Genomic DNA, 21,755 nt, shown 5'->3' with positions numbered 1-21,755 from the left:
GCCGCAAGCCCCCCGGTGCGCTATATGTTGAACATGGAGGGGCGTACCCCACCATCTTTCCGGGTACGAGCACCAGGGATCGCGCGCCCGCGAGGCGAGACGCTGGTCCGGTGACGAGAATCCGCATCGCCGCCGCACTCACTCTTTCCGCACTCGCCGCCCTCACGATCACGCCCGCGGTTTCGGCCGCGCCGAGAGGTCTCGCCTGGGGCGCCTGTCCGTCCGGCTCGCCGCCGGGCTACGACTGCGCCGAGATCGAGGTCCCGTTGTCCTATCAGGACCCGGACGGACCGCGGATCACCCTCGCACTGGGCCGTCTCCCGGCGACGGACCGGAAGCACAAACGCGGCACCCTCTTCACCAACCCCGGCGGCCCCGGGAACCACGGCCGCTTCAGCAGATTCCAGACCCCGTCCCTGCACCGGCAATTCGACATCGTCGGCTTCGACCCGCGCGGCGTCGGCGCCAGCACACCGGTCCGGTGCTTCACCAGCGACGCGGAAACCGCTCCCCTCAAACGCATCCTGGGCACGTTCCCGATCACCGCCGAGCAGGAGTCCCGGCATTTCGCCGACGCCCGCGAGGTCACCGCCTCCTGCGGCCGCAACGCCGGGCCGCTGCTGAACCACCTGTCGACCGCGAACGTCGCCAGGGACCTGGACAGGATGCGCCAAGCCGTCGGCGAGCCGCGTCTGCGTTACTACGGGCTTTCCTACGGCACCTACGTCGGCGAGGTGTACGCCAACCTGTTCCCGCATCGGGTCGGCGCCTTGGCACTGGACGCCGTCGACGATCCGATCGCCTGGTCCACCGGGCACCGCCCGGAGGACGCGAACGTCCCGTTCAGCACCAGGCTCGGCGGTTTCCGGGACGCGGACCGCGCGCTGCAGGCCTTCCTCGACACGTGCGCGGCCGACGTCCGGTGCGCGTTCCGCGAACCGGGGACGGATCTGCGGGCCAAGTACGACGCGCTCCTCGACCGGCTCGAAGCCACACCGGGACCGATCACCTACCAGGAGGTCGTCCGGCGTACCCACAACGCGCTGACCGACGAGGCCAACTCCCCAGCGCTGGCGGAATTCCTCCAGTCCGCGACGAAAACCGTCGCGGCGAAGGCCATCCCGACACCGTTCGATTCCGCGATGGGTGGCGGCGGGACGATCTGCGCGGACACCGCGAATCCGCGTGACCCGGCCGCCTGGCCCCGGGCCGCCCGCGCGGCCGACCGGGAAGGCCGCGGTTTCGGTTCGTACGACACGTATCTCTCCCTGCCGTGTGCCTTCTGGCCCGCTACCGACAACGCGCGGTACACGGGTCCGTGGAACCGGCCGACCGCGCCGATCCTGTTGCTGGCCAACGGCAAAGGCGACCCGGAAACGCCGTACGCCGGGGCGAAACGCACCGAACGCATCCTCGGCAACGCCCGGCTCCTGACGCTGGACGCCTGGGGACACGGCGCGTTGAACCGCAGTGCCTGTGTCGACGCGGCCGTCGATGCCTACCTGACCCACGGACACCTACCGGCACGCGGCACCGTCTGCGCCCCGGATCACGTGCCTTTCGACGCCAGGTAGGCGGGCTTCCCCTCAGTCGATCAAGGCCTGATACACCAGGTTCCTCAATTCGACGCGGATCGGGTAGGTCGACGACGGCAGCAATTGGGTGAAGAACAGGACCGTGATGTCCTCGTCCGGATCGACCCAGAACGCGGTGCTCGCCGCGCCGCCCCAGGCGAACTCGCCCGCGCTGGCGAGGGTCTTGGCCTTCACCGGGTCGTCGAGGACGGAGAAACCGAGCCCGAAGCCGAAACCGTCGTACGGCGCCTCGGAGAACCCGGTCCGTCCGCAGGTCTCCAGATCCACGCCGCCGGGCAGGTGGTTGGTCGCCATGAGCCGGAGCGTGCGCGGGCCGAGCAGGCGGACGCCGTCGAGTTCGCCGCCACGCACCAGCATCTGGGCGAACCGGTGGAAGTCGCCCGCCGTGGAGACCAGCCCTCCGCCTCCTGAGAAACACGTGGGCGCGACTCGGCCGAGGGCGCCCATCTCGTCGTGACGGAACGGCTCCTTGGTGACCGGATGCGGCACGTAGAGCGCGGCCAGCCGGTCGAGATCGCCGGCGGCGGCCTGGAACCCCGTCTCGTGCATGCCGAGCGGCGTGAAGATCCGCTCGGCGAAGAAGACGTCGAGCGGCTGACCGGAGACGACCTCGATCAGCCTGCCGAGGATGTCCGTCGCGACCGAATAGTTCCATTCCGAACCCGGTTGGAACAGCAGCGGCAGCCGCGCGATCGCCTCGGAGACACCGGCCAGGTCGAGCCCTGGCGCGGTGCCGAAGTCGAAGCCGGCGTCGCGGTAGGCCGCGTCGACCGGATGCGTGCGGTGGAACCCGTAGGTGAGCCCCGCGGTGTGGGTGAGCAGATGCCAGAGGCGGATCGGTTCGGTGGCGGGCACGGTCGCCTGCTTCACCGACGAGCCTCCGGCGAAGACGCGCGGCTCCGAGAACTCCGGCAGCCAGCGGGAGATCGGATCCTTGAGGTCGATCAGTCCCGCTTCGACGAGCATCATCGCGGCGACCGACGTGACCGGCTTGGTCATCGAGTAGATACGCCAGATCGTGTCGGTCTCGACCGGCAGCCCGGCTTCGATGTCGCGCTGCCCGTTCGCCGCGAGATGCGCGACCTTCCCGTTCCTGGTCACCACGGCCAGATACCCGGGAAGCCGGTTTCGCTCCAGGTATCCGTCGAAGTGCTTGTCGATCCGGCGCAGCCGCTCCGCGTCGAAACCCACCTCGGCCGGGTCGACGTCCACCTTCAGCTCGATCATGCGACCGAGGCTACGCGTTCCGTTCGGCTTGTTTCTCCAGCCGCCACGCCTCGTCGGTCTTCCCGATCCGCCAGTATCCGGAGATCGACAGCAGGTCGCGCCGCATCCCCCGGTCGTCCAGCAGATGACGCCGCAGATCCCGGACGAACCCGGCCTCGCCGTGGACGAACGCCTGCACGACACCTTCGCGCCAGTCGAGCGCGCGGACGGCGGCCGCGAGGTCGTCGCCCCGGCTCCGGTGCAGCCAGGTGATCCGCGCGTCGCCCTTGGTGGTCAGCGACTGCTCTTCGGCCGAGTCCTCCACGAGGATGAACGCGTGCACGGGAACACCCGCCGGCATCGCCTCGAGGGAGGCGGCGATCGCAGGCAGGGCGCTCTCGTCACCGGCGAGCAGATGCCAGTCCGCCTCCTCGCCCGGCGCGTACGCCCCGCCGGGTCCGGAGATCAGCAGCTCGTCGCCGGGTTTCGCGGCGGCGGCCCACGGTCCGGCGACACCCTCGTCACCGTGGTGGACGAAGTCGAGCACCAGTTCGCCGAGATTCGGGTCGAACGCCCGGACGGTGTAGGAGCGCATCCGCGGCCACTGCTCACGCGGCAGCTCTTCGCGGATCCGCGCCAGGTCGAACGGCTCGGGATAGGTGACGCCGGGCACCCGGAAGTGCACCTTGACGTAGGCGTCGGTGAAGTCGTTGGGCTGGAACGACGCGATCCCTTCGCCACCGGCGACGATCCGGACCATGTGCGGGGTGATCCGCTCGGTGCGCAGCACCCGCAACCGGGTCGTCGACACCGCTCTCCGCGCCTCGGCCATCCACACTCCCTTTTTGTGACTTAGGTGAACCTAACCGAGCGTACGCCTCTCCCCGCCCGCCGGGGCGCCCGCGGCCGGATCGCTCACCCGGGTGTTCTGGAAGGACGCGACCCGCCAGCCGCCGGACTCCTCGACGAGGACGTACGTCAGCGTCGATTCCCGGCCCGGCTCGGGTGCCCCGCCCGAGAGCGACGATCCGCCGCCGGACACGACGATCGCGACGTCCGGCCGGACGAACCGGACCTTCGGCTCCCCGCCGCCCGAGACCAGTTTCGATCCCCGGAGCGGTCCCTCGAACAGGGCACGGTGCGCGCTTTCGATGATGGCGCGGCCCGGCATGTTCATCCCGAAGAAGGTCACGTAGTCGGCGTCTTCGGTGAAGTGCGAGGCGTACGCGGCCGCGTCGCCCTCGTTCCACGCGTCGGCGAGCTCGCCCAGCACGGCCAGCACTTCGTTCTGTCGTTCGGTCATGGCTTCCTCCAGTTAGACGAACACCGTTCGTTTGACGAACACCGTTCTACAGACGAACGGCGTTCGCGTCAAGTAGAGTTCCCGGCGAACCCCGGATCAGGAGGCGAACGAAGTGAGCAGGCCCCGGCGTCGCGCCGAGAAACCCGTGCTGTCCCAGGAGCTCGTGGTGAAGACGGCACTGGACCTCCTCGCCCGCGAAGGGCTGGAGGCGGTGAGCATGCGGTGTGTGGCCAAGGCGCTGGAGACCGGCCCGGCGTCGCTCTACGCCCATGTGGCGAACAAGGAGGAGCTCCACGAGCTGATGGTCGACCACGTCCTCGCCTTCGGCCCGTTCCCCGAGCCCGACCCCGATCGCTGGGTCGAACAGGCGAAGGATCTGCTGCGCGACAACGTGCGCGCGCTGACGTCGGTCCCGGGGATCGCCAAGATCGCGTGGGCCATCCCCGTCCCGGTCGGCGCGAACGCCCTGCAGCAGGCCGAAGCGATGCTCGCGGTCCTGCGCGCGGGCGGCCTCGACCTCAAGCGGGCCCTGTTCGCCGCCGACGCTTTATGGCTCTACGCCAAGGCTTTCGCCTACGAAGGCGCCGGCTGGCAACACGGCGACATCGACCTCGCCGAGCAGGAACAGCGCGGCAGGCGGATGGTCGAGTACATGACGTCGTTCCCGCCCGGCGCCTTCCCGAACCTGCTGGGCGCGGGCGAGTACTTCACCGCGGAGACCGCGCAGGAGCGGTTCGAGTTCGCGATCGACCTCTTCCTGCGCGGTTTGGCCTCCGCCGCCTCGTGAGCCTCAGAGCAGCGCGACCGCGGCCGCGTACTGCGGCACCAGACGCGCCCCCAGCGAGGCCTTCATCTCGGACATCTTCTTGCCGAACACCACCTGCGGCCGCCCGGCTTCGAGCGCCCAGCGCACGGCTTCGCCATAGAAGTGGAAGTAGAGATCGGGCCGTCCGCCGAGTTCCCGCGGCAGCGCCGCCCAGTGCCGGGCGACCGGCAGCGTCGGATGGTCGAGCAGGGTCGCGACGGCGACCGCCCGGCCGGTGGCGGTCTCGCGGTACTCGATGACCTGCACGTCCGGTTGCCGCAGCAGCCTGCCGAGATAGCCCACGAACGCCGGCAGCGGCACGATCGGCACGTCGTGGTGTTTGGTTTCGTTGTACCGCAGCAGTTCTGCGATCTCGACGGGATCGGCCTCGGCGCCCTGCCGAACGCGCACTTCGAGCGACTGATCGGCGTCGAAGGTGCGGAAGATCTTGCGCAGGTTCTGTTTGCGTTTCCTGGCCAGCGAGTGCATCCAGTCGTCCCGGCTCGAGAACGGCGTGACGTCGAGGACGGCGACGTCCTCCGTGCGGCGCACCATCTTCGGCCCGCCACGGACACTGTCCACTCCGGACTCGCCGACCTGGCGCACCAGCAGCGCGCGCAGGCCGAACCCGAGTTCCTCGCGTATGGCGGGGACGAAGGTGTCCAGCAGCCTGCCGACGCCGCCGTCGTCGTCCTCGCCGTCGAACCACCAGCCCGGCAACGCTCCCGAGCCCGGGGAGCGGACGTCGAGCCCGCCGAGCCGCCCTCGCCCCGCCGCGCGGGCGAACCGGTGCCGCCGGGTGAGCCCGGTGACCCACGCGGAACTGACCACGCCACGCGGTTCGCCGTCTTCGAGCAGGACCGTGACCGGCTGTTCGGTTCGTGCCGCCCACGCCTGGGCGGTGAGCACCTCCCAGCTCCAGTCCGCGCGCAGTCCCGCCTTGCCCCGCAACGACTTCCAGTACGCGGGCTCCGGGTCGCGGCGGGGATCCAGCACCTCGATCACCATCGCGTCACCGGTCTCGGCACGATGACCCCGAGCAGCGGGACCGGCTGGAAACCGAGCGTCGCCTTGAGGTCGGTCAGGCCCCGGCCCATCGACAGGGATTTCCGGTTGCCCTCGATCATGTAGCGCACGTTACGGACGACCGCCTCGAAGTAGAGGTGCTTCGGGCGTCCCTCCTCCGGGGCGAGCGCGGCCCAATGCTGGTGCAGCGGCGCGACGGGGTGGTCGAGCACGTTGGTGAACGCGAGCAGCCTGCCTTCGCCGTCGTGGTAGGTCGAAGTGATGACATCCGGCCTGCGCACGAGTTCACCGAGGTACTCGGCGGTGACCGGACCGCGCCGGTCGAATTTCACCGGCCCCATCCGCTCGCGGTGCTCCCGCAGCATGGTGGCCAGTTCCAGCGCGTCGAGGTCGGTGCGGCCGGCTTCGGTGCGGACCACGACATCCGGGTCGGCGGCGATCTTCTTCGACTGGCCGCGCAGGCTCAGCCGCCTGCTGCGGCGCAGGGACGCCAGCCAGCCGTCGACGTCGACGAACCGGTTCTCCAGCACCGACGTCGGCATCGTGTCGCGAACGGGCCTGCCCCGTCCGGCCAGCATGTCGAGCGACTCCGGTGGGACGGTGCGGTAGACGACGCCGAGGCAGCCCGGCCCGGTGAAGCGGCCGACGGCCCGCTCGAACCGGCGCATGATCTCCCGCCGGTCGGCCGCGTCGAGGCCGTCGGCGAACAACCACGGCGGGTATCCGGAAAGCCACGCGTGCTGCACCTCGACCCAGCGCGGACCCAGCCGCGCCATACCGCGCACGGCACCGGGACCTGACGGGGAGATCGGGGCGCACAGCATCGCCAGCACCGCGGCGACGATCTCGCCGCCGTCGCTGATCACGGTGAGCGCGGTGGGGCTGGGCGAAAACCGGGATTCCACCCGCAGCAACCCATAGTCCCACGGGACCGGGGCCTGCTGCGCATCGAGGAATCCGGACCAGCCCTCGGGTTCCGGATCGGTCCGCGGGTCGAGCACCCGCACGTCCCAGGTCATCGGCCCAGCACCGGTCTCGGTACGGCGACCGACACCAGGGACCTGGTGCCGAAGCCGAGCGGGGTCTTGTTCTCCAGCATCGCCCGGCCTGCGGTCAGTTCGGGGCGCCGATGCGTGATCATGTGTTCCACTCCCCTGGCGTAGAAGTCGACATAGAGCCCTTTCCGTCCGCCTGCCGCGCTCGGCAGCGCGGCCCACTGGTGCAGCGCGCATCCGTCGTCGGCGTCGAACAGCGTGCCGAAACCCAGCAGCCGTCCGGATCCGTCACGGTAGGTACGGGTGACGACGTCCGGGCGACGGATCAACGCGTCCAGATAGGACGGTGCGATCGGGCTCCGGGTGTCCATGTGCAGTCCGCCGAACCGCGACCGCTGCCCGCCCGCCCAGGCCCGGTCGTCCTGCCTGCTCCGGTGGGCGTTGAGCAGGACGGCGAGTTCGTGGCGGTCCAGGTCCCGGCGGGCGGTGGCCGCCTCGGTGCGCAGGTCCCCGTCTTCCCGCAGCTCGTGCAGTGTCTTCCGGGGCTCGTCGCCGAGCACCCGTTCCCAATCGTCCACAGTGGAGTACTCGTTGGTCAGCACGGCGGCCGGGTCGATCTCCCGGGACATCCGGCCCCGGCCTTCCAGGGCCGGGAGGAGCTCCGGGTTCATCGCCCGGTAGATCAAGCCCAGCAGTCCCGGGCCGAGGTGGGCGCACAGTGCCCGTTCGAACCGGCGCACCACTTCCCGCCGCTCGGCCTCGTCGAGCCGCTCGTCGAGCACCCCGGCGGGATAGCCGCTGAGCTGCCAGAGGTAGGCCTCGGCCCAGCGCGGACGGAACCGTCCACCGAGGACGGACAACGGTGCGAAATCGCCCGCGCGCCAGCTCCGGCACACCATCACGGTGAACGCGCCGACGATCGTCCCGTTCCGGCGCAGCACCGCGAGCACCGCGGGGTTCTTCGCCATCCAGGCTTCCCGGCGCAGGACGTCGTACTCCCAGACCGGCCACAGCTTCGCCCGCCGCTGGAAGCCGCTCCAGCCCTCGGGTTCGGCCGCGGTCCTCGGATCGAGCACCTCGGCCTCGAACACGGTGCTTCTCGCCGCCACCTTCATCGTCACCATCCCAGTACCGGTCTCGGCACGGCCGCGGCGTACACGGGGCGCGCCCGGAAACCCAGCGTGGCCTTGAGTTCGGGCAGCCCGCGCCCGGCGGTGAGCTCCTTGACCCCGCGCCGCGTCGCGTACCGCATGGCGTGGATGTAGGAGTCGAACAGCAGTCCCTGCCGCCCGCCTTCGTCCACCGGCAGGGTGCCCCAATGCTGTTTCGCCGGGCTGTCCGGATGGTCGAGCAGCGTGTTCACCGCGAGCAGCCTGCCGTCCGCGCCGGTGTAGGTCAGCGTGTGCACGTCCGGCCGCCGGAGGAACCGGTGCAGGAACGCGGCGGAAGGCGGCGTCCTGGTGTCGAGCGGGAGCTTGCCGTGCCGGTCGCGATGCCCCTGGATGAGGGTCGCGACCTCGGCGCTGTCGAGGTCCTCCCGGCCGGCACCACCGACGACCACCACACCCGGATCGTCGGCGATCCGGCGCCGCTGCCGTCGCAGCCCGCCCCGCCGCGACTTGGGCAGCGAGGCGATCCATTCGTCTTCCGAAGCGAAACGGTTTTCCAGCACCGCCACGGAATCAACGGCCTTCACCAGCCGCCCACGGCCCTGGAGGTCCTGCGCGAAATCCTGCCCCAACGCCCGGTACAGCACTCCGAGCAGGCCGGGGCCGAACCTCCGGCGCAGGGACCGTTCGAAGTCCCGGATCAGCGGACGACGATCGGCGGCGGCGACCTCCGGCGCGAACGCGAGCCCCGGGTAGCCGCTCAGCCAGGGCTGGCACACCTCGGCCCAGAACGGGCGCAGCAACCGCTGTCCCGGTGTCGGCGCGAAGCGGTGTCGCAGCCGGGGACGGCACACCAGCACCGAAAACGCCGCGAGGATCTTGGCACCGTCCGAGACGGTGGCGAGCACCGGTGGGTTCCGCGCGGTCCAGGCGTCGAGCCCCATCAGGTCGTAGTCCCACACCGGATGCAGGCGGGCGGCGCGGAAGAACTCCGGCCAGCCGACGGGAACGGGATCGGTGCGGGGATCGTGGAAACCCGTCTTCACGTGAGCACGACCGGCGTCCCGTGTCGCGGGCACGGCGCGATCTCACCACGGACGCCGCCGGCCGGGAGCACGTCCACGAACCGCGGGGAATCCTGGCGCAGCAGCGTGAACGCGAGTCCGCCGGTCGTCGGGCGCGCGTAGACACGCTGCCAGTCGAGGTGCCAGCGGCCGCATTCCTCGATCGCGCCCAGATACCCCAGCGCCGGATCGTGGAGCACCCCGTACGGGCCGGTGTCCATTGTGTCCAGTTCCCGTCGCGGTACGGATTCGACCCGGTACGCACGGTCTTCAGGCAAGGCGGCAGTGAAGACGGCCAGCTGCTTGTCGTCGCCGACCGCGAGCACGCGACGGCCGCGGCGAAGCGCAGCGGACACCTCCGCCAGCACGCTCGGCGCCGGGACGTCGGGATCCACCACACAGCAACGAACTCCGCGCGGCAGGTCCGACGGCGGCCGCGTCCCGTCCCCGCCGAGCACGACGACCAGCGCGTCCCCGCTCACCGAACGTGCCTTACGCAGCACGGGGCCCAGGCCCCGGCTCGGCTCGATCCGTTGCGCCCCACCGGCGAGCGGTACCAGATCGACGATCTTGTGCACCGCGTCGGCCAGTGGCGCCGCACCCGAATCCGTCCCGGTGCGACCGGGCACCAGCACGGGATCCGTTCTGCCGTCCAGAGCCCAGCGTTCCCGGTAGAACGGCACCGTCGCGAAGGCCGACCGCACCGACCGCCGATAGGCGGCCCGCCAGGCAGCATTCACCCCCACAGTCCACATGGCGCGCAAGCCTGCGTCATCGCCGGCGGTTTGGGAATACCCCGCGTCGGATTCATCCGGTTTTCGCCCGACTTCCCACCTTTTCGACTGAGCTGAAAGGACGAACTTGCGGATTCCGCTAGCGGCAGCAAAGCGAGTCTGCCTATAACACGGGAACTTTCGAGCCGGCACGACCTGCCGGACGCCTGGGGCCAAGGGGACTCATGAACCGTGAAAACACAACGCGTGACGCTACGAACACAATAGCGCACTCACCGCAGGGATTCGACAGATGAACCGGTCGACCCCCGGACCGGTGGAAAGTGGACTCACCGTAGTCGTCCCGTGCTTCAACGAAGTCGACAACGTCGAGCCCTCCTACCGGGAGATCGTCGCCGAGTTGGGAAATCTCCCCCTCGAACTGCTCTATGTGGACGATGGGAGCACGGACGGGACCCTGGACGTCATCCGGGCGCTCGCGCACACCGACCCCCGGGTGCGCTACCTGTCCTTCACCCGGAACTTCGGGTTCGAAGCGGCCTTTTCCGCCGGTTATCGGTACGCCGGGAAACCGTGGCTCCTGCACATGGACGCCGATCAACAGTTCCCGGCTTCCGAGGTGGAGAAATTGATCATGGCCGCCGAGGCGGGCAACGACGCTGTTTTCGGCGTACGCACCAATAGGCAAGATCCCTTACTAAGACGGTGGGGAACCGCCGCATTCCATTTCGTCGGCCGCCGCGTCCTGCGCATCGAAATCCCGCCCGGCGCGACGGCGTTCCGCCTGGTGCGCACGGAGCTCGCACGCAAGATCGTCGATCTCCGGCTGGGCACCCCGTACTTCCTCGCCACCGTGCCGAGGCTGACCAGCCGCTACACCACCGTCCAGGTGGCACACCGGGCCCGCGAACGCGGTGAGTCCAAAGTGGGCTTCGGCTTCCTTTCCTCGCACGCCATCGAGTTGTTCGTCGGCTTCACCCGGCGGCTGACGACGATGGCCTCGACCACGGCGGTGCTGACCGCCGGGCTCTCGGTGCTCGCCGGGATCGCGGCCGCCACCGGGCTGCTCGGGCTCACCGCCGCGTCGACGCTGACGTTCGTCATGTTCTCCGTGCTGCTGACCGTGCTCGCATTGTCCGTCCGCTACCTGGTCGTGGTCGGCGCGGGGCAGGCGCGGCCACGGCAGTTCTACATCAGGGAAGCCAATTTCCCGGTCGACGAGGACGACCGGCTCTACGCCTCGGCCATGGCCGAGATCCATCCTGGGGAAAGGCAAGCGGGAGTGAAGAACACCGAAGACACGGCGGCGGTACGGAGCCTGGTGATCCTGGGCGGCGCCGACGGTTCGGTCAGCACGTATCACCGGGCGCGGGAGCTCGGTTTCCGCACCATCTGCGTGGACGTCCGCGCGAGCGCGCCCGCGGTGGCGCTGGCCGACGAGTTCGTCCAGGTCAGCGTCCGCGCGCCGGAACAGATCGCGGCGGCGCTCGAGGGACGGGACGACATCTCCGGGGTGCTCTGCCCGGCCAGCGACGTCGGGCTGCCCGCGCTCGCCTGGCTCACCCGGCACTGGAACCTGCCCGACCCGTTGCCCGAAGCCGCCGTCGGCGCGTCCGTCGACAAGTCCGTCTTCCGCGAACTCTGCGACCGGCTGCGTCTGCCGACCTATCGCAGCGTCGGCGGGAAGCCCGGCCCGGACCTCGCGCTCGCCGCGCAGCAACTGCGGTTCCCGACGCTGGTGAAACCGGTCGACTCCTCCGGCAGCCGCGGTGTCGTCTCCTGCGCGAGCCCCGGCGGCCTCACCACCGCGTTCTCCGACTCCCTCGCGTTCTCACCGTCCGGCAAGCTGGTCGTCGAGGAACACCTCGACGGCTCGCACTACACGATCGAAGCACTCGCGGTCGACGGCCGGATCGTGTTCCACGCGGTCACCCGGCGCACGTTGACACCGCCGCCGTTCTTCGTGACGGCGTCGCATCTGCTGCCCGCCGGACTGCCGCCGGCCCTCGACCGCGCGCTGCCGGTGATGCTGGCCGCGTTGTGCGCCGAACTCGGTTACCGCACCGGGCCGCTCACCCTCGACGCCGTCCTGGGCCGGGACGGGAAGTTCTACCTCATCGAGATGGGCGCACGGATGGGCGGGAACGGCCTGGCCGAGGCGATCGAGCACAGCACCGGCGTCGACCTGATCGCCGCGGGGATCGCCGCCGCGACCGGCGGCGAGGTCGTGCTCTCCCCGCGCGACCCGCGGCCGACGCTCATCCACATCCTCGCCTCCGACCGCGGCGGCCGGATCGTGCGCATCGAGGGCGTCGACGAGGTCCGCGCCATGCCCGCGGTGCACAACCTGGAACTGTTCGCGGAGGAGGACTCCTACGTCAAACCGTACGAGCAGGCCGGCTACAAGATGGGGTACGCCGTGCTTTCGGCGCCGACCGTGCCCGACGTGCTCGCGGCGGAGGACGAACTGCGCGGCACGCTGAAGTTCCTGCTCGACGAGCAGGGTGCGGCGGTACCGCTCCCTTGACCGGCACTTCGCTCACCGGCGCCGGCACCGCGTCCATCGCGGCGCCGAAGCCGTCGATGGTCCTTCGCCTGCTCGCCGGGCGGGGCGTGTTCCGGCTGGCGATCCAGGCGATGGGCCTGGTGCTGGTCACCGCGTGGGGCGCGCACGACTACGGCCGGTTCGCCACCGCGCTCGGGCTGATGACGTGGCTCAACTTCGTGCCGTCGGCGGCGGAGAAGTCGGCGTTGAAATGCCTGCCGCGCCTGCGGATGACGCGGGACGCGGTCGCGGCGCTGGCCGTCCGCGTCGCCGTCGTCCCGGTGCTGGTGGTACTGGCGGCGATGGCGGTCGCGCTGATCGTCGCGCCGGATTCGGACGCCGCGCTGTACCTGACGGCCGCGGGCTGGTCGATCTCCGGTGGCCTGCTGATGACCGTGTCGGGCCTGCATCGGTTCACCGGAAAGTCCACTTTGGACGCTCTGGCGTTCACCGCGGGCGCGCTGGTGGTCGGTGCGGTGACGGTGGGGACGTGGTTCGTCCGCTGGTCGCCGTTGACGCATCTCGGCCTGTTGCTCGGCGGGATCCTGCTCATCCTCGGCGTCTCCGCGGCGCTGCTGCCGAAGAAATGGCTGCGGGTGGAGAGGGTCGACGGGCACCGGCTCCTGCCCGCCTTCGGCCGGACCACCGTGCTGCTCGGGCTGACCGAGGTGCTGGACGTCCTCGCGACGTCGACGGTGTTCGGCGTGCTGGCGCTGGCCGGGCGGACCGTCGACAGTGGACCGTTCTACGTCGCCTTGCTGGCCAGCAGCGCGTTCTGCTCGCTGCTGTTCTATCAGCTTCGCGTGCACCAGCCGACGATTTCGGCGCGGCTGCGCGGTGGCGGGGCAGCGGCGGGCCGGTCCCGTGCGGTCGAACTGCTGAAACTGGTCGAACGGGGCGCGCTCGCGTTCCTCGTCCTGGTGGGGATCGCCCTCGCGATCCCGGCGGCCCGCGCGGTGCTGACCGCCGAAGACACCGTCGGCGCGTACGTGGTCCTCGGCGTCTTCGTCCTGGTCGAAACGGTGCTGTTCGCCGTCCGGCTCTACGCGGGCTTCCTGATCGAAAACACCAACAGCAAGGTCCTCACGCTCACGGCGTCGGCCTCGATCGCCGGGCTGGTCGCCACCCCATTGGCCGCCGCCGCGCTCGTCCCGGCGATGGGACCGGTCGGCGGATTCGCCGCCCTCGTCTTCGCCATCGGCGTCCGGGCGACCGTCCTCCGTCGGCTGCTGCGCCGCCACCACCCCGAACTCTGAACGTCGCACTGGAGAAGGAACATGTACGTACTGGGAATCAGCAGGGTCCACGACTCGGCGGCCGCGCTCGTGCGCGACGGCGAGATCATCGCTTTCGCCGAAGAGGAACGCTTCACCCGCAAGAAGCACGACGGGGACTTCCCCGCGGAGGCGATCAAGTTCTGCTTGGAGCGCGGCGGGATCACCCTCGCCGACGTCGACCACGTCGCCTACTACTGGCAGCGCTGGCGTGAGGGCATCCACGCGGCGAAGGTGTTCGCGAAGTACTTCCCGGCCACGCTGGAGGTGTTCCGCAACCGGAACGGCGACGAGGGCGGTTCGTCGGCGGGCATGGTGGAGACGTTCAAAACCGGTGGCGGCAAAGGGGTCGACGACTACCACGTCGGCGGCGCGGTGCTCGCGCACATCAAGCGGTCCTTCACCCTCGAACGCGACGTGAAGGAGGCCGTGGGCTGGACCGGCCCGACGAAGTTCAAGACGCATCTGGTCGACCACCACAAGGCGCACGCCGCCAGCGGGTACTTCATCTCGCCGTGGGAAGAGTCGGCCGTGCTCACCTTCGACGGTATCGGCAGCGACGGCACCGCAACCTATCTGGGGCACGGCAAGGGAAACCGGATCATCGACATCCGGCGGATCAAGTTCCCGCATTCGCTCGGCGCGATGTACGCGGGCGTCACCGGCTATCTGGGCTTCTACCCCACCCGTGACGAAGGCAAGATCATGGGGCTGGCCCCGCTCGGCAACGACACCTACGTCGACGCGTTCAAGCAGCTGATCCACCTCGACGACGACGGCGGGTACGAGCTCGACCTGAGCTTCTTCGGGCACCACCGCACCGGCAAGCACGTGATGGCGAAGAAGTTCACCGACCTGTTCGGTCCGGCGCGGCCCAAGACCCGGGTCACCGCGGAGAACCCGGTGCCGCAGCACTACTGCGACATCGCCTACGCGCTGCAGGTCACCCTGGAAGAGGCCGGGCTGCACATCGCGCGCTGGCTGCAGCGGGAGACCGGGTCGCGGCGGCTGTCCGTCGCGGGCGGCGTCGCGCTGAACAGCGTGATGAACGGGCGGATCCTGCTGGAAACCCCGTTCGAGGACTTCTTCGCCCAGCCCGCGGCGGCCGACGACGGCTGCGCGCTCGGTTCGGCGCTGGAGGTGTCGGTCGGCAAGTACGGCAAGCCCCGTCCTCGCGACGGCTACACCTACACCGGCCCGGACTACACCGAGGCGGAGATGGAACTCGCGCTGCAGGACGCCGGGGTCCGCTACACCAAGGTCGACGACATCGCCGCGCACACGGCGAAGAAGATCTCCGAGGGCAAGATCATCGGCTGGGTGCAGGGCCGGATGGAATGCGGGCCGCGCGCGCTCGGCAACCGTTCGCTGGTGGCCGACCCGCGCGACCCCGACTCGAAGACGCGGATGAACGAGAAGGTCAAGCACCGCGAGGCTTTCCGGCCGTTCGCGCCGTCGTGCCTGGCGGAACGCGCGGGCGACTGGTTCGTCAGCGACTACCCGTCGCCGGTCATGCTGCTGGTGTTCGACGTCCTGCCGGACAAACGCGACGAGGTCCCGGCCATCACGCACGTCGACGGCACGGCCCGCGTGCAGACGGTGACCGAAACGGACAACCCGTTGTACTACCGGATGATCAGCGAGTTCGAGAAGCTCACCGGCGTGCCGATGGTGGTCAACACCTCGTTCAACGACAACAACGAACCGATCGTCGCCAGCCCGGCCGACGCGGTGGCCTGCTACCTGAAGACCGACGTCGACGCCCTCGCCCTCGGGCCGTTCTGGGCAGAGAAGGACGACCTGTGACCGCCACCCTGCCCGAAACCGACGGCTGGATCCCCGCGCTCTACCGGCGGCGCAAATGGCTGTGGCTGGTGGCCGCCGTCCCGGCCGTGGTGACCGCACTGCTGATCATGGTGATCCTGCCGCCGGACCAGACACTGGACAACGTCGCGGACTGGGCGTTCAAACTGTGCCCGTTCGTCTTCGCGGTCGTCACGGTGGCACTCTTCCCCCGCACCAAAGGGGGTCCGGCGCTGATCGTGCTCGCGGTGTTCGTCTACATGTCCTATTTGGACACCGAGCTGATCATGCGGATCCAGGCGTTCGCCAGGAACGCCGCCACCGACGAGGACGCCTTCCAGCCGGTGTACCAGTTCGAGCTGTTCATCGTGACGTTCATCGTCCTGTTCGGGCTGATGGCGTACCGGCTGGGCGGCGGCCGGACGGCGAACGTGCTCAAGGCCGGTGTCGCGTCGATCCTCGTGGTGATCTCGGGTGCGAACGACCTGACGTTCTGGGCGCTCAACGACGTCTGGTCCGCCGGGACGAAACCGACCGAGCTCAAATGGGCCTCGCATATGATCGTGTTCCTCGGCGGGCCGCCGAGTGTCCCGGTCGCGGTGCTGTTCATGCTGGTGCATCTGGCGCTGGCGGCGATCGTGGTGGCGCTGCCGGTGGGCCGATGGGTCGACCGGGCGCTGGGGCTCAGGTGAGCCGGCGCACCAGACCGTCGGCCAGCAACCGCCCGCGGTCGGTCAGCACCGCACGACCCTGACCGTCCAAAGCGGACTGTTCCAGCAATCCCTCGGCGGCGGCGGCACGGGCTTCGGCCCTGCCGTCGTCGTCGAGCGCGTCGAGCGGAAGCCCTTCGGACAACCGGAGTTCCAGCATCACTCGTTCCAGATGCCGGTCTTCGTCGGTGAGCAGTTCACGGCCCGCGGCCGGTGATTCACCGGCCGCGAGGGACGCGGCGTAGCGAGCGGGATGCTTGACGTTCCACCAGCGGACGCCGCCGACGTGGCTGTGCGCGCCCGGCCCGGCACCCCACCAGTCGCCGCCGCGCCAGTAGCCGATGTTGTGCCGGCAGCGGGCTTCCTCCGAAGTCGCCCAGTTGGACACCTCGTACCAGCGCAACCCCGCCGAGGCGAGGACGCGGTCGATCATCTCGTAATCGGCGGCCAGCACGTCGTCGTCCGGCGCGGGCAGTTCGCCGCGGCGGATGCGGCGGGCGAGCGCGGTGCCTTCTTCGACGATCAGCGCGTACGCCGAGACGTGGTCGACACCGGCGGCCAGCACCGCGTCCAGTGAAGCCTGGAGATCTTCGGTCCGCTCCCCCGGCGTGCCGTAGATGACGTCGAGGTTGACGTGGTCGAATCCGGCGGCGCGCGCCTCCTCGGCTGCCGTGACCGGACGGCCGGCGGTGTGCACGCGGTCGAGGATCTTCAGCACATGCCGCGCGGCCGACTGCATCCCGAGGGAGATCCGGTTGTATCCGGCGTCACGGATGCCCGCGAAGAACTCGGGCGAGGTGGACTCCGGATTGGACTCGGTCGTCACCTCCGCGTCCGGCGCGAGCCCGAAGGTGTCGCGAACGGCGTCGAGAACGCTTCGGAGCCCGTCTGCGCCGAGAAGAGACGGAGTGCCGCCGCCGACGAAGACGGTGTCGACCGCGGGCGGCGCCTTCAGCACACGCGCGGCCAGGTCGAACTCGCGCTTGAGGCCTTCGAGCCACGACTGCGGCGACGAATCGCTGTCCAGCTCTCCGGCGGTGTAGGTGTTGAAGTCGCAGTAGCCGCACCGGGTCGCGCAGAACGGGACGTGCACGTAGACGCCGAACGGTCGCGTGCCGAGCCCCTCCAGCGCGCTCTCGGGAAGCGCGGATTCGACGGGCGTGGTGGTTTCGGGCAGCAACGCGGGCACACCCCAGTGTCCCCCACGCCGTGAAGGCCTCCTTCCCGGGGGAAAGAGGCCTTCACGGAACGCGTCATCGGTCGGCGATGCGCACCTTGACCGAGGTCGACCGGGTGCCGTCGTCGAACCGCACCCAGACGAGGGTCTCCATGTTCAGCGAGTAGTCGTTGACCACGTGGTCGACCGACCAGTCGCCGTGCTCGTCCGTGACGGCGTCGCGGCTCATGGCGACCTCGACCAGCACCGTATGGGACAGGTGTCCCCGGGCGCCCGGCGAACAGCCGACCGCCTCGAACCGGTACGAGTCGCCCTTGTGCAGCACTGCCCCTTCCTCGGGCGAGACCAGCCTGCAGCCCTGTTGAGCCCCGGAAGCGGTGCCCGGGATCAGCAGGGACGCCAGCACCATCGCGGCGACCACCCATCGGCGCATGCGCAACTCCTCCGTCCTCTGTGGATCGGAGACCGAAGCTAGCGGCGACGGCGGCCCCGCGCGGCCCCACTCACCCGAAGCGGTATTAAGCCAGCCCGTTAGCGGCCAGCCACTCCGCGGACGGCGGGATGGCCTCGATGATGTCGATCAGGAAGCCGTTCAGGTCCTCGACGTAGAAGTGCCGCTGGCCGAATTCCTCGTCCACGAGTTCCGTCACGATCTTGACCCCCTCCGCGCGCAGGCGCTCGTACTCGCCCGCGGCGTCTTCGACCATGAACCCGACCATCGATCCAGCGGCTTCCTGCGCCCGCCATGGCGCCGGCGTGGCCTTGTGACCGCGCTTCACGAAGCTCATCTCGTAACCCGGCACTCCGGCGTTGAGGCTGGAGAACCAGTCCAGCTCGATCGTCACCGTCAGTTGCAGGTGCCGCTTCCACCAGGCGGTGGTCTCGGCGATGTCCTCGACGACCACGCAGGCGCCGAAACCGTTGAGTTGCATCCGGTGTTCCTCCCAGTTCGAACCACTTGATGCGTAGTACTATAGACATAGTGGTTTGACTGAGGCAAGGAGAATGTCCCGATGCGACAGAACCCGGAGCGCCGGACCGCGCTCACTGACGCCGCCATCACCGTCCTCGCCCGCGAGGGTGCACGCGGCCTCACCTACCGCGCCGTGGACGTCGAGGCGGACGTGCCGCCGGGAACGACGTCGAACTACTTCCGCAATCGGGACCAGCTGCTCGGCGAGGTCGGCGTCCGGGTGCAGGAGCGGCTGTCGGCGCCGGCCGAGGTGATGGCGAATCCGCAGGCCGAGTCGCCGTCCCACGACCGGGTCGGGGTCCTGCTCGGCGAGCTCATGGGACGGCTGACCGGCCATCGGGAGCCCTACCTCGCCTTGCTCGAGCTCCGGCTCGAAGCCACCCGGCGCCCGGATCTCTCGGCCGCACTGACCAAGACCGTCCGTGAAGGCATCGACATGAGCGTCGACTGGCACGTCGCGGCGGGAATGCCGGGCGGGCGGGCCGAAGTACTGCTGATGTACCTCGCACTGACCGGGCTCACCGTCGAACGGCTCACCCTTCCGGAGGTGCTCGCGGACGTCACCGACGAGGAGGTCATCCGGATCATCGTGGACCGCGTACTGCCCTCGTGAGCCGCGCGCGTTCTGCGTCACAATGCCGGGCCGCGAACCCGGGATTGACCCGCGAAGCATGCCCTTGACCAGGGAAAACAGTCGCCTTCGGACACTTTTCCCAGTATTCGGACCGGCCTAGACCACATAGTGGGCGCGTGGCACGCTGAATGAATGACCCGCGCCGGAATCAGCCTCGTGGCACGCCGCCACGTGGACCTCCGTCGTGTGGCGAGCGCGCTCTGTGCGACGAACCGCTGACTCCCCGCCACCACCACGATCAGCCGGAGGATTCCCATGTCGTCGCCCACGCGCGAGACCCCTGCCCGTACGCCCCGGGTCAAACAGAAACGGGGCGAGGGACAGTGGGCACTGGGGTATCGCGAGCCGTTGAACCCCAACGAGCGGTCCAAGAAGGACGACAACCCGCTCAACGTCCGGGCGCGGATCGAGAACATCTACGCCCGCGGCGGTTTCGATTCGATCGACCCGGGTGACCTCCGCGGCCGGTTCCGCTGGTTCGGTCTCTACACCCAGCGCAAGCCGGGGATCGACGGCGGCCGTACCGCGACGCTGGAGCCCGAAGAGCTCGACGACCGCTACTTCATGCTGCGGGTGCGGCTCGACGGCGGCGCGCTGACCACCGAGCAGCTGGCCGTGCTCGCCGAGATCTCGCAGACCCACGCCCGCGACACCGCCGACATCACCGACCGGCAGAACATCCAGTACCACTGGATCCAGATCGAGGACGTCCCCACGATCTGGTCGAAGCTCGAGAACGCCGGGATGACCACGTTGGAGGCGTGCGGCGACAGCCCGCGCGTCATCCTGGGCTCCCCCGTCGCCGGTATCGCCGCCGACGAGATCATCGACGGCACCCCCGCCATCGACGAGATCAAACGCCGCTACATCGGCGACCCGCGCTACTCGAACCTGCCGCGCAAATTCAAGACCGCAGTCTCCGGGCAGCAGGACGTCGCACACGAGATCAACGACGTCGCCTTCGTCGGCGTGAACCACCCCGAACACGGCCCGGGCTTCGACGTCTGGGTCGGCGGCGGCCTGTCCACCAACCCGATGATCGGGCAGCGCCTCGGCGCGTGGGTCTCGCTCGACGAGGTCCCGGACGTCTGGGAAGGCGTGATCAGCGTCTTCCGCGACTACGGCTACCGGCGGCTGCGCGCCCGTGCGCGGATCAAGTTCCTGGTGAAGGACTGGGGCGCCGCGAAGTTCCGTCAGGTGCTGGAAGACGAGTACCTCAAGCGCAAGCTGACCGACGGCCCGGCTCCCGAGGTGCCCGCCACCCAGATCGACCACGTCGGCGTGCACCCGCAGATCGACGGCAAGTTCTACGTCGGCGCCGCGCCGGTCGCGGGCCGCGTCTCCGGTGCCACCCTGCTGGCGGTCGCCAAGGCCGCCGAGCGGGCCGGGTCGAACCGCGTCCGCCTCACCCCGCACCAGAAGCTCGTGGTCCTCGACGTCCCCAAGGCCGAGGTGAACGGGCTGAAAACCGAACTGGCCGAGCTCGGCCTGCAGACCGAGCCTTCGCCGTGGCGGCGCGGGATCATGGCCTGCACCGGCCTGGAGTTCTGCAAACTCGCGATCGTCGAAACGAAGGCCCGCGCGATCGAACTGGTCACCGACCTGGAGAAACGTCTCGCCGACATCCAGGCCGAGATCGAGAACCCGGTGACCGTGCACCTCAACGGCTGCCCCAACTCCTGCGCCCGGGTCCAGACCGCCGACATCGGGCTCAAGGGCCAGATCGTCACCGACGAGGACGGCAAGCAGGTCGAGGGCTTCCAGGTGCACCTCGGCGGCGGGCTCGGCCTGGACGCCGGGTTCGGCCGGAAACTGCGCGGCCACAAGGTGACCGCCTCGGACCTGACCGCGTACGTCGAGCGGGTCGTGCGGGCGTACATCGCCGGCCGCGAACCCGGCGAGCGGTTCGCCCAGTGGGTCCTGCGGGCCGACGAAGGCGTCTTGCAATGACCGAACGCGCGACCCCGTACTACTGCCCTTTCTGTGGCGATGAAGACCTCCGGCCGGAGGAAGGCGGCTCATGGCTGTGCTCGGGCTGCCGCCGGGTCTTCACCGTGAAGTTCCTCGGACTGTCCTTTCCGGAGGTGTCGCAAGGATGACCGCCACTGCCGACTACAAGACACTCGCCGAACGAGCCTCGAAGGAGCTCGCGGAGGCGACCGCGACCGAGGCCCTGCGCTGGACCGCGGAGACCTTCGGCGACGACTTCATCGTCGCGTCGAACATGCAGGACGCCGTCCTGATCGATCTGGCCACCCAGGTCAAACCCGACGTCGACGTGCTGTTCCTGCAGACCGGCTACCACTTCCCGGAGACCATCGGCACCCGCGACGCGGTGCAGGCGGTGTACCCGGGCGTGCGGATCGTCAACGCCGAAGCCGAACAGAGCGTCGCCGAACAGGACGCGGAGTACGGCCCGAAACTGCACGAACGCGACCCGAACCAGTGCTGCCACCTCCGCAAGGTCGTGCCACTGCGGAACACGCTCGCGAAGTACTCGGCGTGGGTGACCGGCGTCCGCCGCGTCGACGCGCCGACCCGCGCGAACACCCCCATCGTCACCTGGGACGACCGCAACGGGCTGGTGAAGATCAACCCGATCGCGCCGTGGTCCGACGACGAGTTCAACGGCTACATCAGCGAACACGGGATCCTCGAGAACCCGTTGGTGTCCATCGGTTATCTGTCGATCGGCTGCGCGCCGTGCACCGCGAAGGTCGCTCCGGGCCAGGACCCGCGCAGCGGCCGCTGGGCCGGGCAGGGCAAGACCGAATGCGGCCTGCACGGGTGAGAAGGGACGAA

The 21,755-nt window shown here is 69.4% G+C and carries 22 protein-coding genes; 11 read left to right on the top strand and 11 right to left on the bottom strand.

The window, feature by feature from the left end:
- Positions 1–110 precede the first annotated feature (110 nt).
- On the top strand, positions 111–1,574 hold the full coding sequence (locus tag AMK34_RS20800; RefSeq protein WP_073846485.1) for an alpha/beta hydrolase: 1,464 nt from the start codon (positions 111–113) through the stop codon (positions 1,572–1,574).
- Between the two features lie 12 nt (positions 1,575–1,586).
- Here AMK34_RS20800 and AMK34_RS20795 read toward each other — a convergent pair whose 3' ends face one another.
- Genes AMK34_RS20795 through AMK34_RS20785 form a run of 3 tightly spaced genes read right to left on the bottom strand, consistent with a single transcriptional unit; the run spans position 1,587 to position 4,104 of the window.
- On the bottom strand, positions 1,587–2,822 hold the full coding sequence (locus AMK34_RS20795) for a serine hydrolase domain-containing protein (RefSeq protein WP_073846484.1): 1,236 nt from the start codon (positions 2,820–2,822) through the stop codon (positions 1,587–1,589).
- Between the two features lie 10 nt (positions 2,823–2,832).
- Positions 2,833–3,633 (bottom strand): siderophore-interacting protein, encoded by an 801-nt coding sequence (locus tag AMK34_RS20790; protein WP_073846483.1) that lies wholly within the window; start codon positions 3,631–3,633, stop codon positions 2,833–2,835.
- A gap of 30 nt (positions 3,634–3,663) precedes the next feature.
- Entirely contained in the window at positions 3,664–4,104 is a 441-nt protein-coding gene (locus AMK34_RS20785) for an SgcJ/EcaC family oxidoreductase (RefSeq protein ID WP_073846482.1), read from the bottom strand.
- A 112-nt stretch (positions 4,105–4,216) separates the two neighbouring features.
- On the opposite strand from AMK34_RS20785, the gene AMK34_RS20780 reads away from it, so the two are divergent.
- Positions 4,217–4,891, top strand: a complete 675-nt coding sequence (locus AMK34_RS20780) for a TetR/AcrR family transcriptional regulator (protein ID WP_125737406.1) — start codon at positions 4,217–4,219, stop codon at positions 4,889–4,891.
- A 3-nt stretch (positions 4,892–4,894) separates the two neighbouring features.
- On the opposite strand, the gene AMK34_RS20775 is transcribed toward AMK34_RS20780, so the two are convergent.
- Genes AMK34_RS20775 through AMK34_RS20755 form a run of 5 tightly spaced genes read right to left on the bottom strand, consistent with a single transcriptional unit; the run spans position 4,895 to position 9,807 of the window.
- Positions 4,895–5,917, bottom strand: a complete 1,023-nt coding sequence (locus tag AMK34_RS20775) for a GNAT family N-acetyltransferase (RefSeq protein ID WP_143202530.1) — start codon at positions 5,915–5,917, stop codon at positions 4,895–4,897.
- Positions 5,911–6,954, bottom strand: coding sequence for a hypothetical protein (locus AMK34_RS20770; protein WP_038517110.1), 1,044 nt, complete (start codon positions 6,952–6,954; stop codon positions 5,911–5,913). The genes AMK34_RS20775 and AMK34_RS20770 overlap by 7 nt, the downstream gene beginning before the upstream one ends.
- Complete coding sequence (locus tag AMK34_RS20765) at positions 6,951–8,054, bottom strand: hypothetical protein (protein ID WP_073846481.1); 1,104 nt, start codon at positions 8,052–8,054, stop codon at positions 6,951–6,953. The genes AMK34_RS20770 and AMK34_RS20765 overlap by 4 nt, the downstream gene beginning before the upstream one ends.
- On the bottom strand, positions 8,048–9,085 hold the full coding sequence (locus AMK34_RS20760) for a GNAT family N-acetyltransferase (protein ID WP_073846480.1): 1,038 nt from the start codon (positions 9,083–9,085) through the stop codon (positions 8,048–8,050). Before AMK34_RS20760 ends, AMK34_RS20765 begins: the two co-directional genes overlap by 7 nt.
- Complete coding sequence (locus AMK34_RS20755; protein WP_073846479.1) at positions 9,082–9,807, bottom strand: hypothetical protein; 726 nt, start codon at positions 9,805–9,807, stop codon at positions 9,082–9,084. The genes AMK34_RS20760 and AMK34_RS20755 overlap by 4 nt, the downstream gene beginning before the upstream one ends.
- A 322-nt stretch (positions 9,808–10,129) precedes the next feature.
- Here AMK34_RS20755 and AMK34_RS43865 point away from each other — a divergent pair, with 322 nt between their 5' ends.
- From AMK34_RS43865 to AMK34_RS20735, 4 genes are read left to right on the top strand one after another with little or no spacing between them, the layout of a single operon-like run.
- Positions 10,130–12,364 carry a glycosyltransferase gene (locus tag AMK34_RS43865; protein ID WP_073846478.1) on the top strand — a complete coding sequence of 745 codons (2,235 nt, stop codon included), beginning with the start codon at positions 10,130–10,132 and terminating at the stop codon, positions 12,362–12,364.
- Positions 12,361–13,638, top strand: a complete 1,278-nt coding sequence (locus AMK34_RS20745) for a hypothetical protein (RefSeq protein WP_073846477.1) — start codon at positions 12,361–12,363, stop codon at positions 13,636–13,638. The genes AMK34_RS43865 and AMK34_RS20745 overlap by 4 nt, the downstream gene beginning before the upstream one ends.
- Before the next feature lie 21 nt (positions 13,639–13,659).
- Complete coding sequence (locus AMK34_RS20740; protein ID WP_073846476.1) at positions 13,660–15,462, top strand: carbamoyltransferase family protein; 1,803 nt, start codon at positions 13,660–13,662, stop codon at positions 15,460–15,462.
- Positions 15,459–16,151 (top strand): hypothetical protein, encoded by a 693-nt coding sequence (locus AMK34_RS20735; protein ID WP_073846475.1) that lies wholly within the window; start codon positions 15,459–15,461, stop codon positions 16,149–16,151. Before AMK34_RS20740 ends, AMK34_RS20735 begins: the two co-directional genes overlap by 4 nt.
- Here the strand turns inward: AMK34_RS20735 and hemW are convergent.
- From hemW to AMK34_RS20720, 3 genes are all read right to left on the bottom strand, one after another.
- Positions 16,144–17,358 (bottom strand): radical SAM family heme chaperone HemW, encoded by a 1,215-nt coding sequence (hemW, locus tag AMK34_RS20730; protein WP_073846474.1) that lies wholly within the window; start codon positions 17,356–17,358, stop codon positions 16,144–16,146. The two genes, AMK34_RS20735 and hemW, sit on opposite strands and share 8 nt — an antisense overlap.
- A 64-nt stretch (positions 17,359–17,422) precedes the next feature.
- Positions 17,423–17,779, bottom strand: coding sequence for a hypothetical protein (locus tag AMK34_RS20725; RefSeq protein ID WP_073846473.1), 357 nt, complete (start codon positions 17,777–17,779; stop codon positions 17,423–17,425).
- Positions 17,780–17,864: 85 nt separating this feature from the next.
- Entirely contained in the window at positions 17,865–18,278 is a 414-nt protein-coding gene (locus tag AMK34_RS20720; RefSeq protein WP_073846472.1) for a VOC family protein, read from the bottom strand.
- An 81-nt stretch (positions 18,279–18,359) separates the two neighbouring features.
- Between AMK34_RS20720 and AMK34_RS20715 the strand changes: the two genes are divergently transcribed.
- From AMK34_RS20715 to AMK34_RS20700, 5 genes are all read left to right on the top strand, one after another.
- Entirely contained in the window at positions 18,360–18,932 is a 573-nt protein-coding gene (locus AMK34_RS20715; protein ID WP_038517139.1) for a TetR/AcrR family transcriptional regulator, read from the top strand.
- Positions 18,933–19,085: 153 nt separating this feature from the next.
- Positions 19,086–19,172 carry a putative leader peptide gene (locus AMK34_RS43960; protein ID WP_350573702.1) on the top strand — a complete coding sequence of 29 codons (87 nt, stop codon included), beginning with the start codon at positions 19,086–19,088 and terminating at the stop codon, positions 19,170–19,172.
- Between the two features lie 36 nt (positions 19,173–19,208).
- Complete coding sequence (locus AMK34_RS20710; protein ID WP_073846471.1) at positions 19,209–20,903, top strand: nitrite/sulfite reductase; 1,695 nt, start codon at positions 19,209–19,211, stop codon at positions 20,901–20,903.
- Positions 20,900–21,052: a hypothetical protein gene (locus AMK34_RS43490; RefSeq protein WP_034316341.1), complete on the top strand. Its 153-nt coding sequence runs from the start codon at positions 20,900–20,902 to the stop codon at positions 21,050–21,052. Before AMK34_RS20710 ends, AMK34_RS43490 begins: the two co-directional genes overlap by 4 nt.
- Positions 21,049–21,744 (top strand): phosphoadenylyl-sulfate reductase, encoded by a 696-nt coding sequence (locus AMK34_RS20700; RefSeq protein WP_073846470.1) that lies wholly within the window; start codon positions 21,049–21,051, stop codon positions 21,742–21,744. The genes AMK34_RS43490 and AMK34_RS20700 overlap by 4 nt, the downstream gene beginning before the upstream one ends.
- Positions 21,745–21,755: the final 11 nt, after the last annotated feature.

Source organism: Amycolatopsis sp. CB00013, assembly GCF_001905755.1.
Taxonomy (GTDB): Bacteria; Actinomycetota; Actinomycetes; order Mycobacteriales; family Pseudonocardiaceae; genus Amycolatopsis; species Amycolatopsis japonica.
This window is presented reverse-complemented; position numbering and strand designations above follow the sequence as displayed.

Coding starts and splice junctions, on each gene's coding strand:
- AMK34_RS20710 (WP_073846471.1), top strand. CDS start 19,209: ATGTCGTCGCCCACGCGCGAGACCCCTGCCCGTACGCCCCGGGTCAAA.
- AMK34_RS20700 (WP_073846470.1), top strand. CDS start 21,049: ATGACCGCCACTGCCGACTACAAGACACTCGCCGAACGAGCCTCGAAG.
- AMK34_RS20740 (WP_073846476.1), top strand. CDS start 13,660: ATGTACGTACTGGGAATCAGCAGGGTCCACGACTCGGCGGCCGCGCTC.
- AMK34_RS20775 (WP_143202530.1), bottom strand. CDS start 5,917: ATGGTGATCGAGGTGCTGGATCCCCGCCGCGACCCGGAGCCCGCGTAC.
- AMK34_RS20725 (WP_073846473.1), bottom strand. CDS start 17,779: ATGCGCCGATGGGTGGTCGCCGCGATGGTGCTGGCGTCCCTGCTGATC.
- AMK34_RS20785 (WP_073846482.1), bottom strand. CDS start 4,104: ATGACCGAACGACAGAACGAAGTGCTGGCCGTGCTGGGCGAGCTCGCC.
- AMK34_RS20770 (WP_038517110.1), bottom strand. CDS start 6,954: ATGACCTGGGACGTGCGGGTGCTCGACCCGCGGACCGATCCGGAACCC.
- AMK34_RS43960 (WP_350573702.1), top strand. CDS start 19,086: ATGACCCGCGCCGGAATCAGCCTCGTGGCACGCCGCCACGTGGACCTC.
- AMK34_RS43490 (WP_034316341.1), top strand. CDS start 20,900: ATGACCGAACGCGCGACCCCGTACTACTGCCCTTTCTGTGGCGATGAA.
- AMK34_RS20795 (WP_073846484.1), bottom strand. CDS start 2,822: ATGATCGAGCTGAAGGTGGACGTCGACCCGGCCGAGGTGGGTTTCGAC.
- AMK34_RS20790 (WP_073846483.1), bottom strand. CDS start 3,633: ATGGCCGAGGCGCGGAGAGCGGTGTCGACGACCCGGTTGCGGGTGCTG.
- AMK34_RS20720 (WP_073846472.1), bottom strand. CDS start 18,278: ATGCAACTCAACGGTTTCGGCGCCTGCGTGGTCGTCGAGGACATCGCC.
- AMK34_RS20715 (WP_038517139.1), top strand. CDS start 18,360: ATGCGACAGAACCCGGAGCGCCGGACCGCGCTCACTGACGCCGCCATC.
- AMK34_RS43865 (WP_073846478.1), top strand. CDS start 10,130: ATGAACCGGTCGACCCCCGGACCGGTGGAAAGTGGACTCACCGTAGTC.
- AMK34_RS20765 (WP_073846481.1), bottom strand. CDS start 8,054: ATGGTGACGATGAAGGTGGCGGCGAGAAGCACCGTGTTCGAGGCCGAG.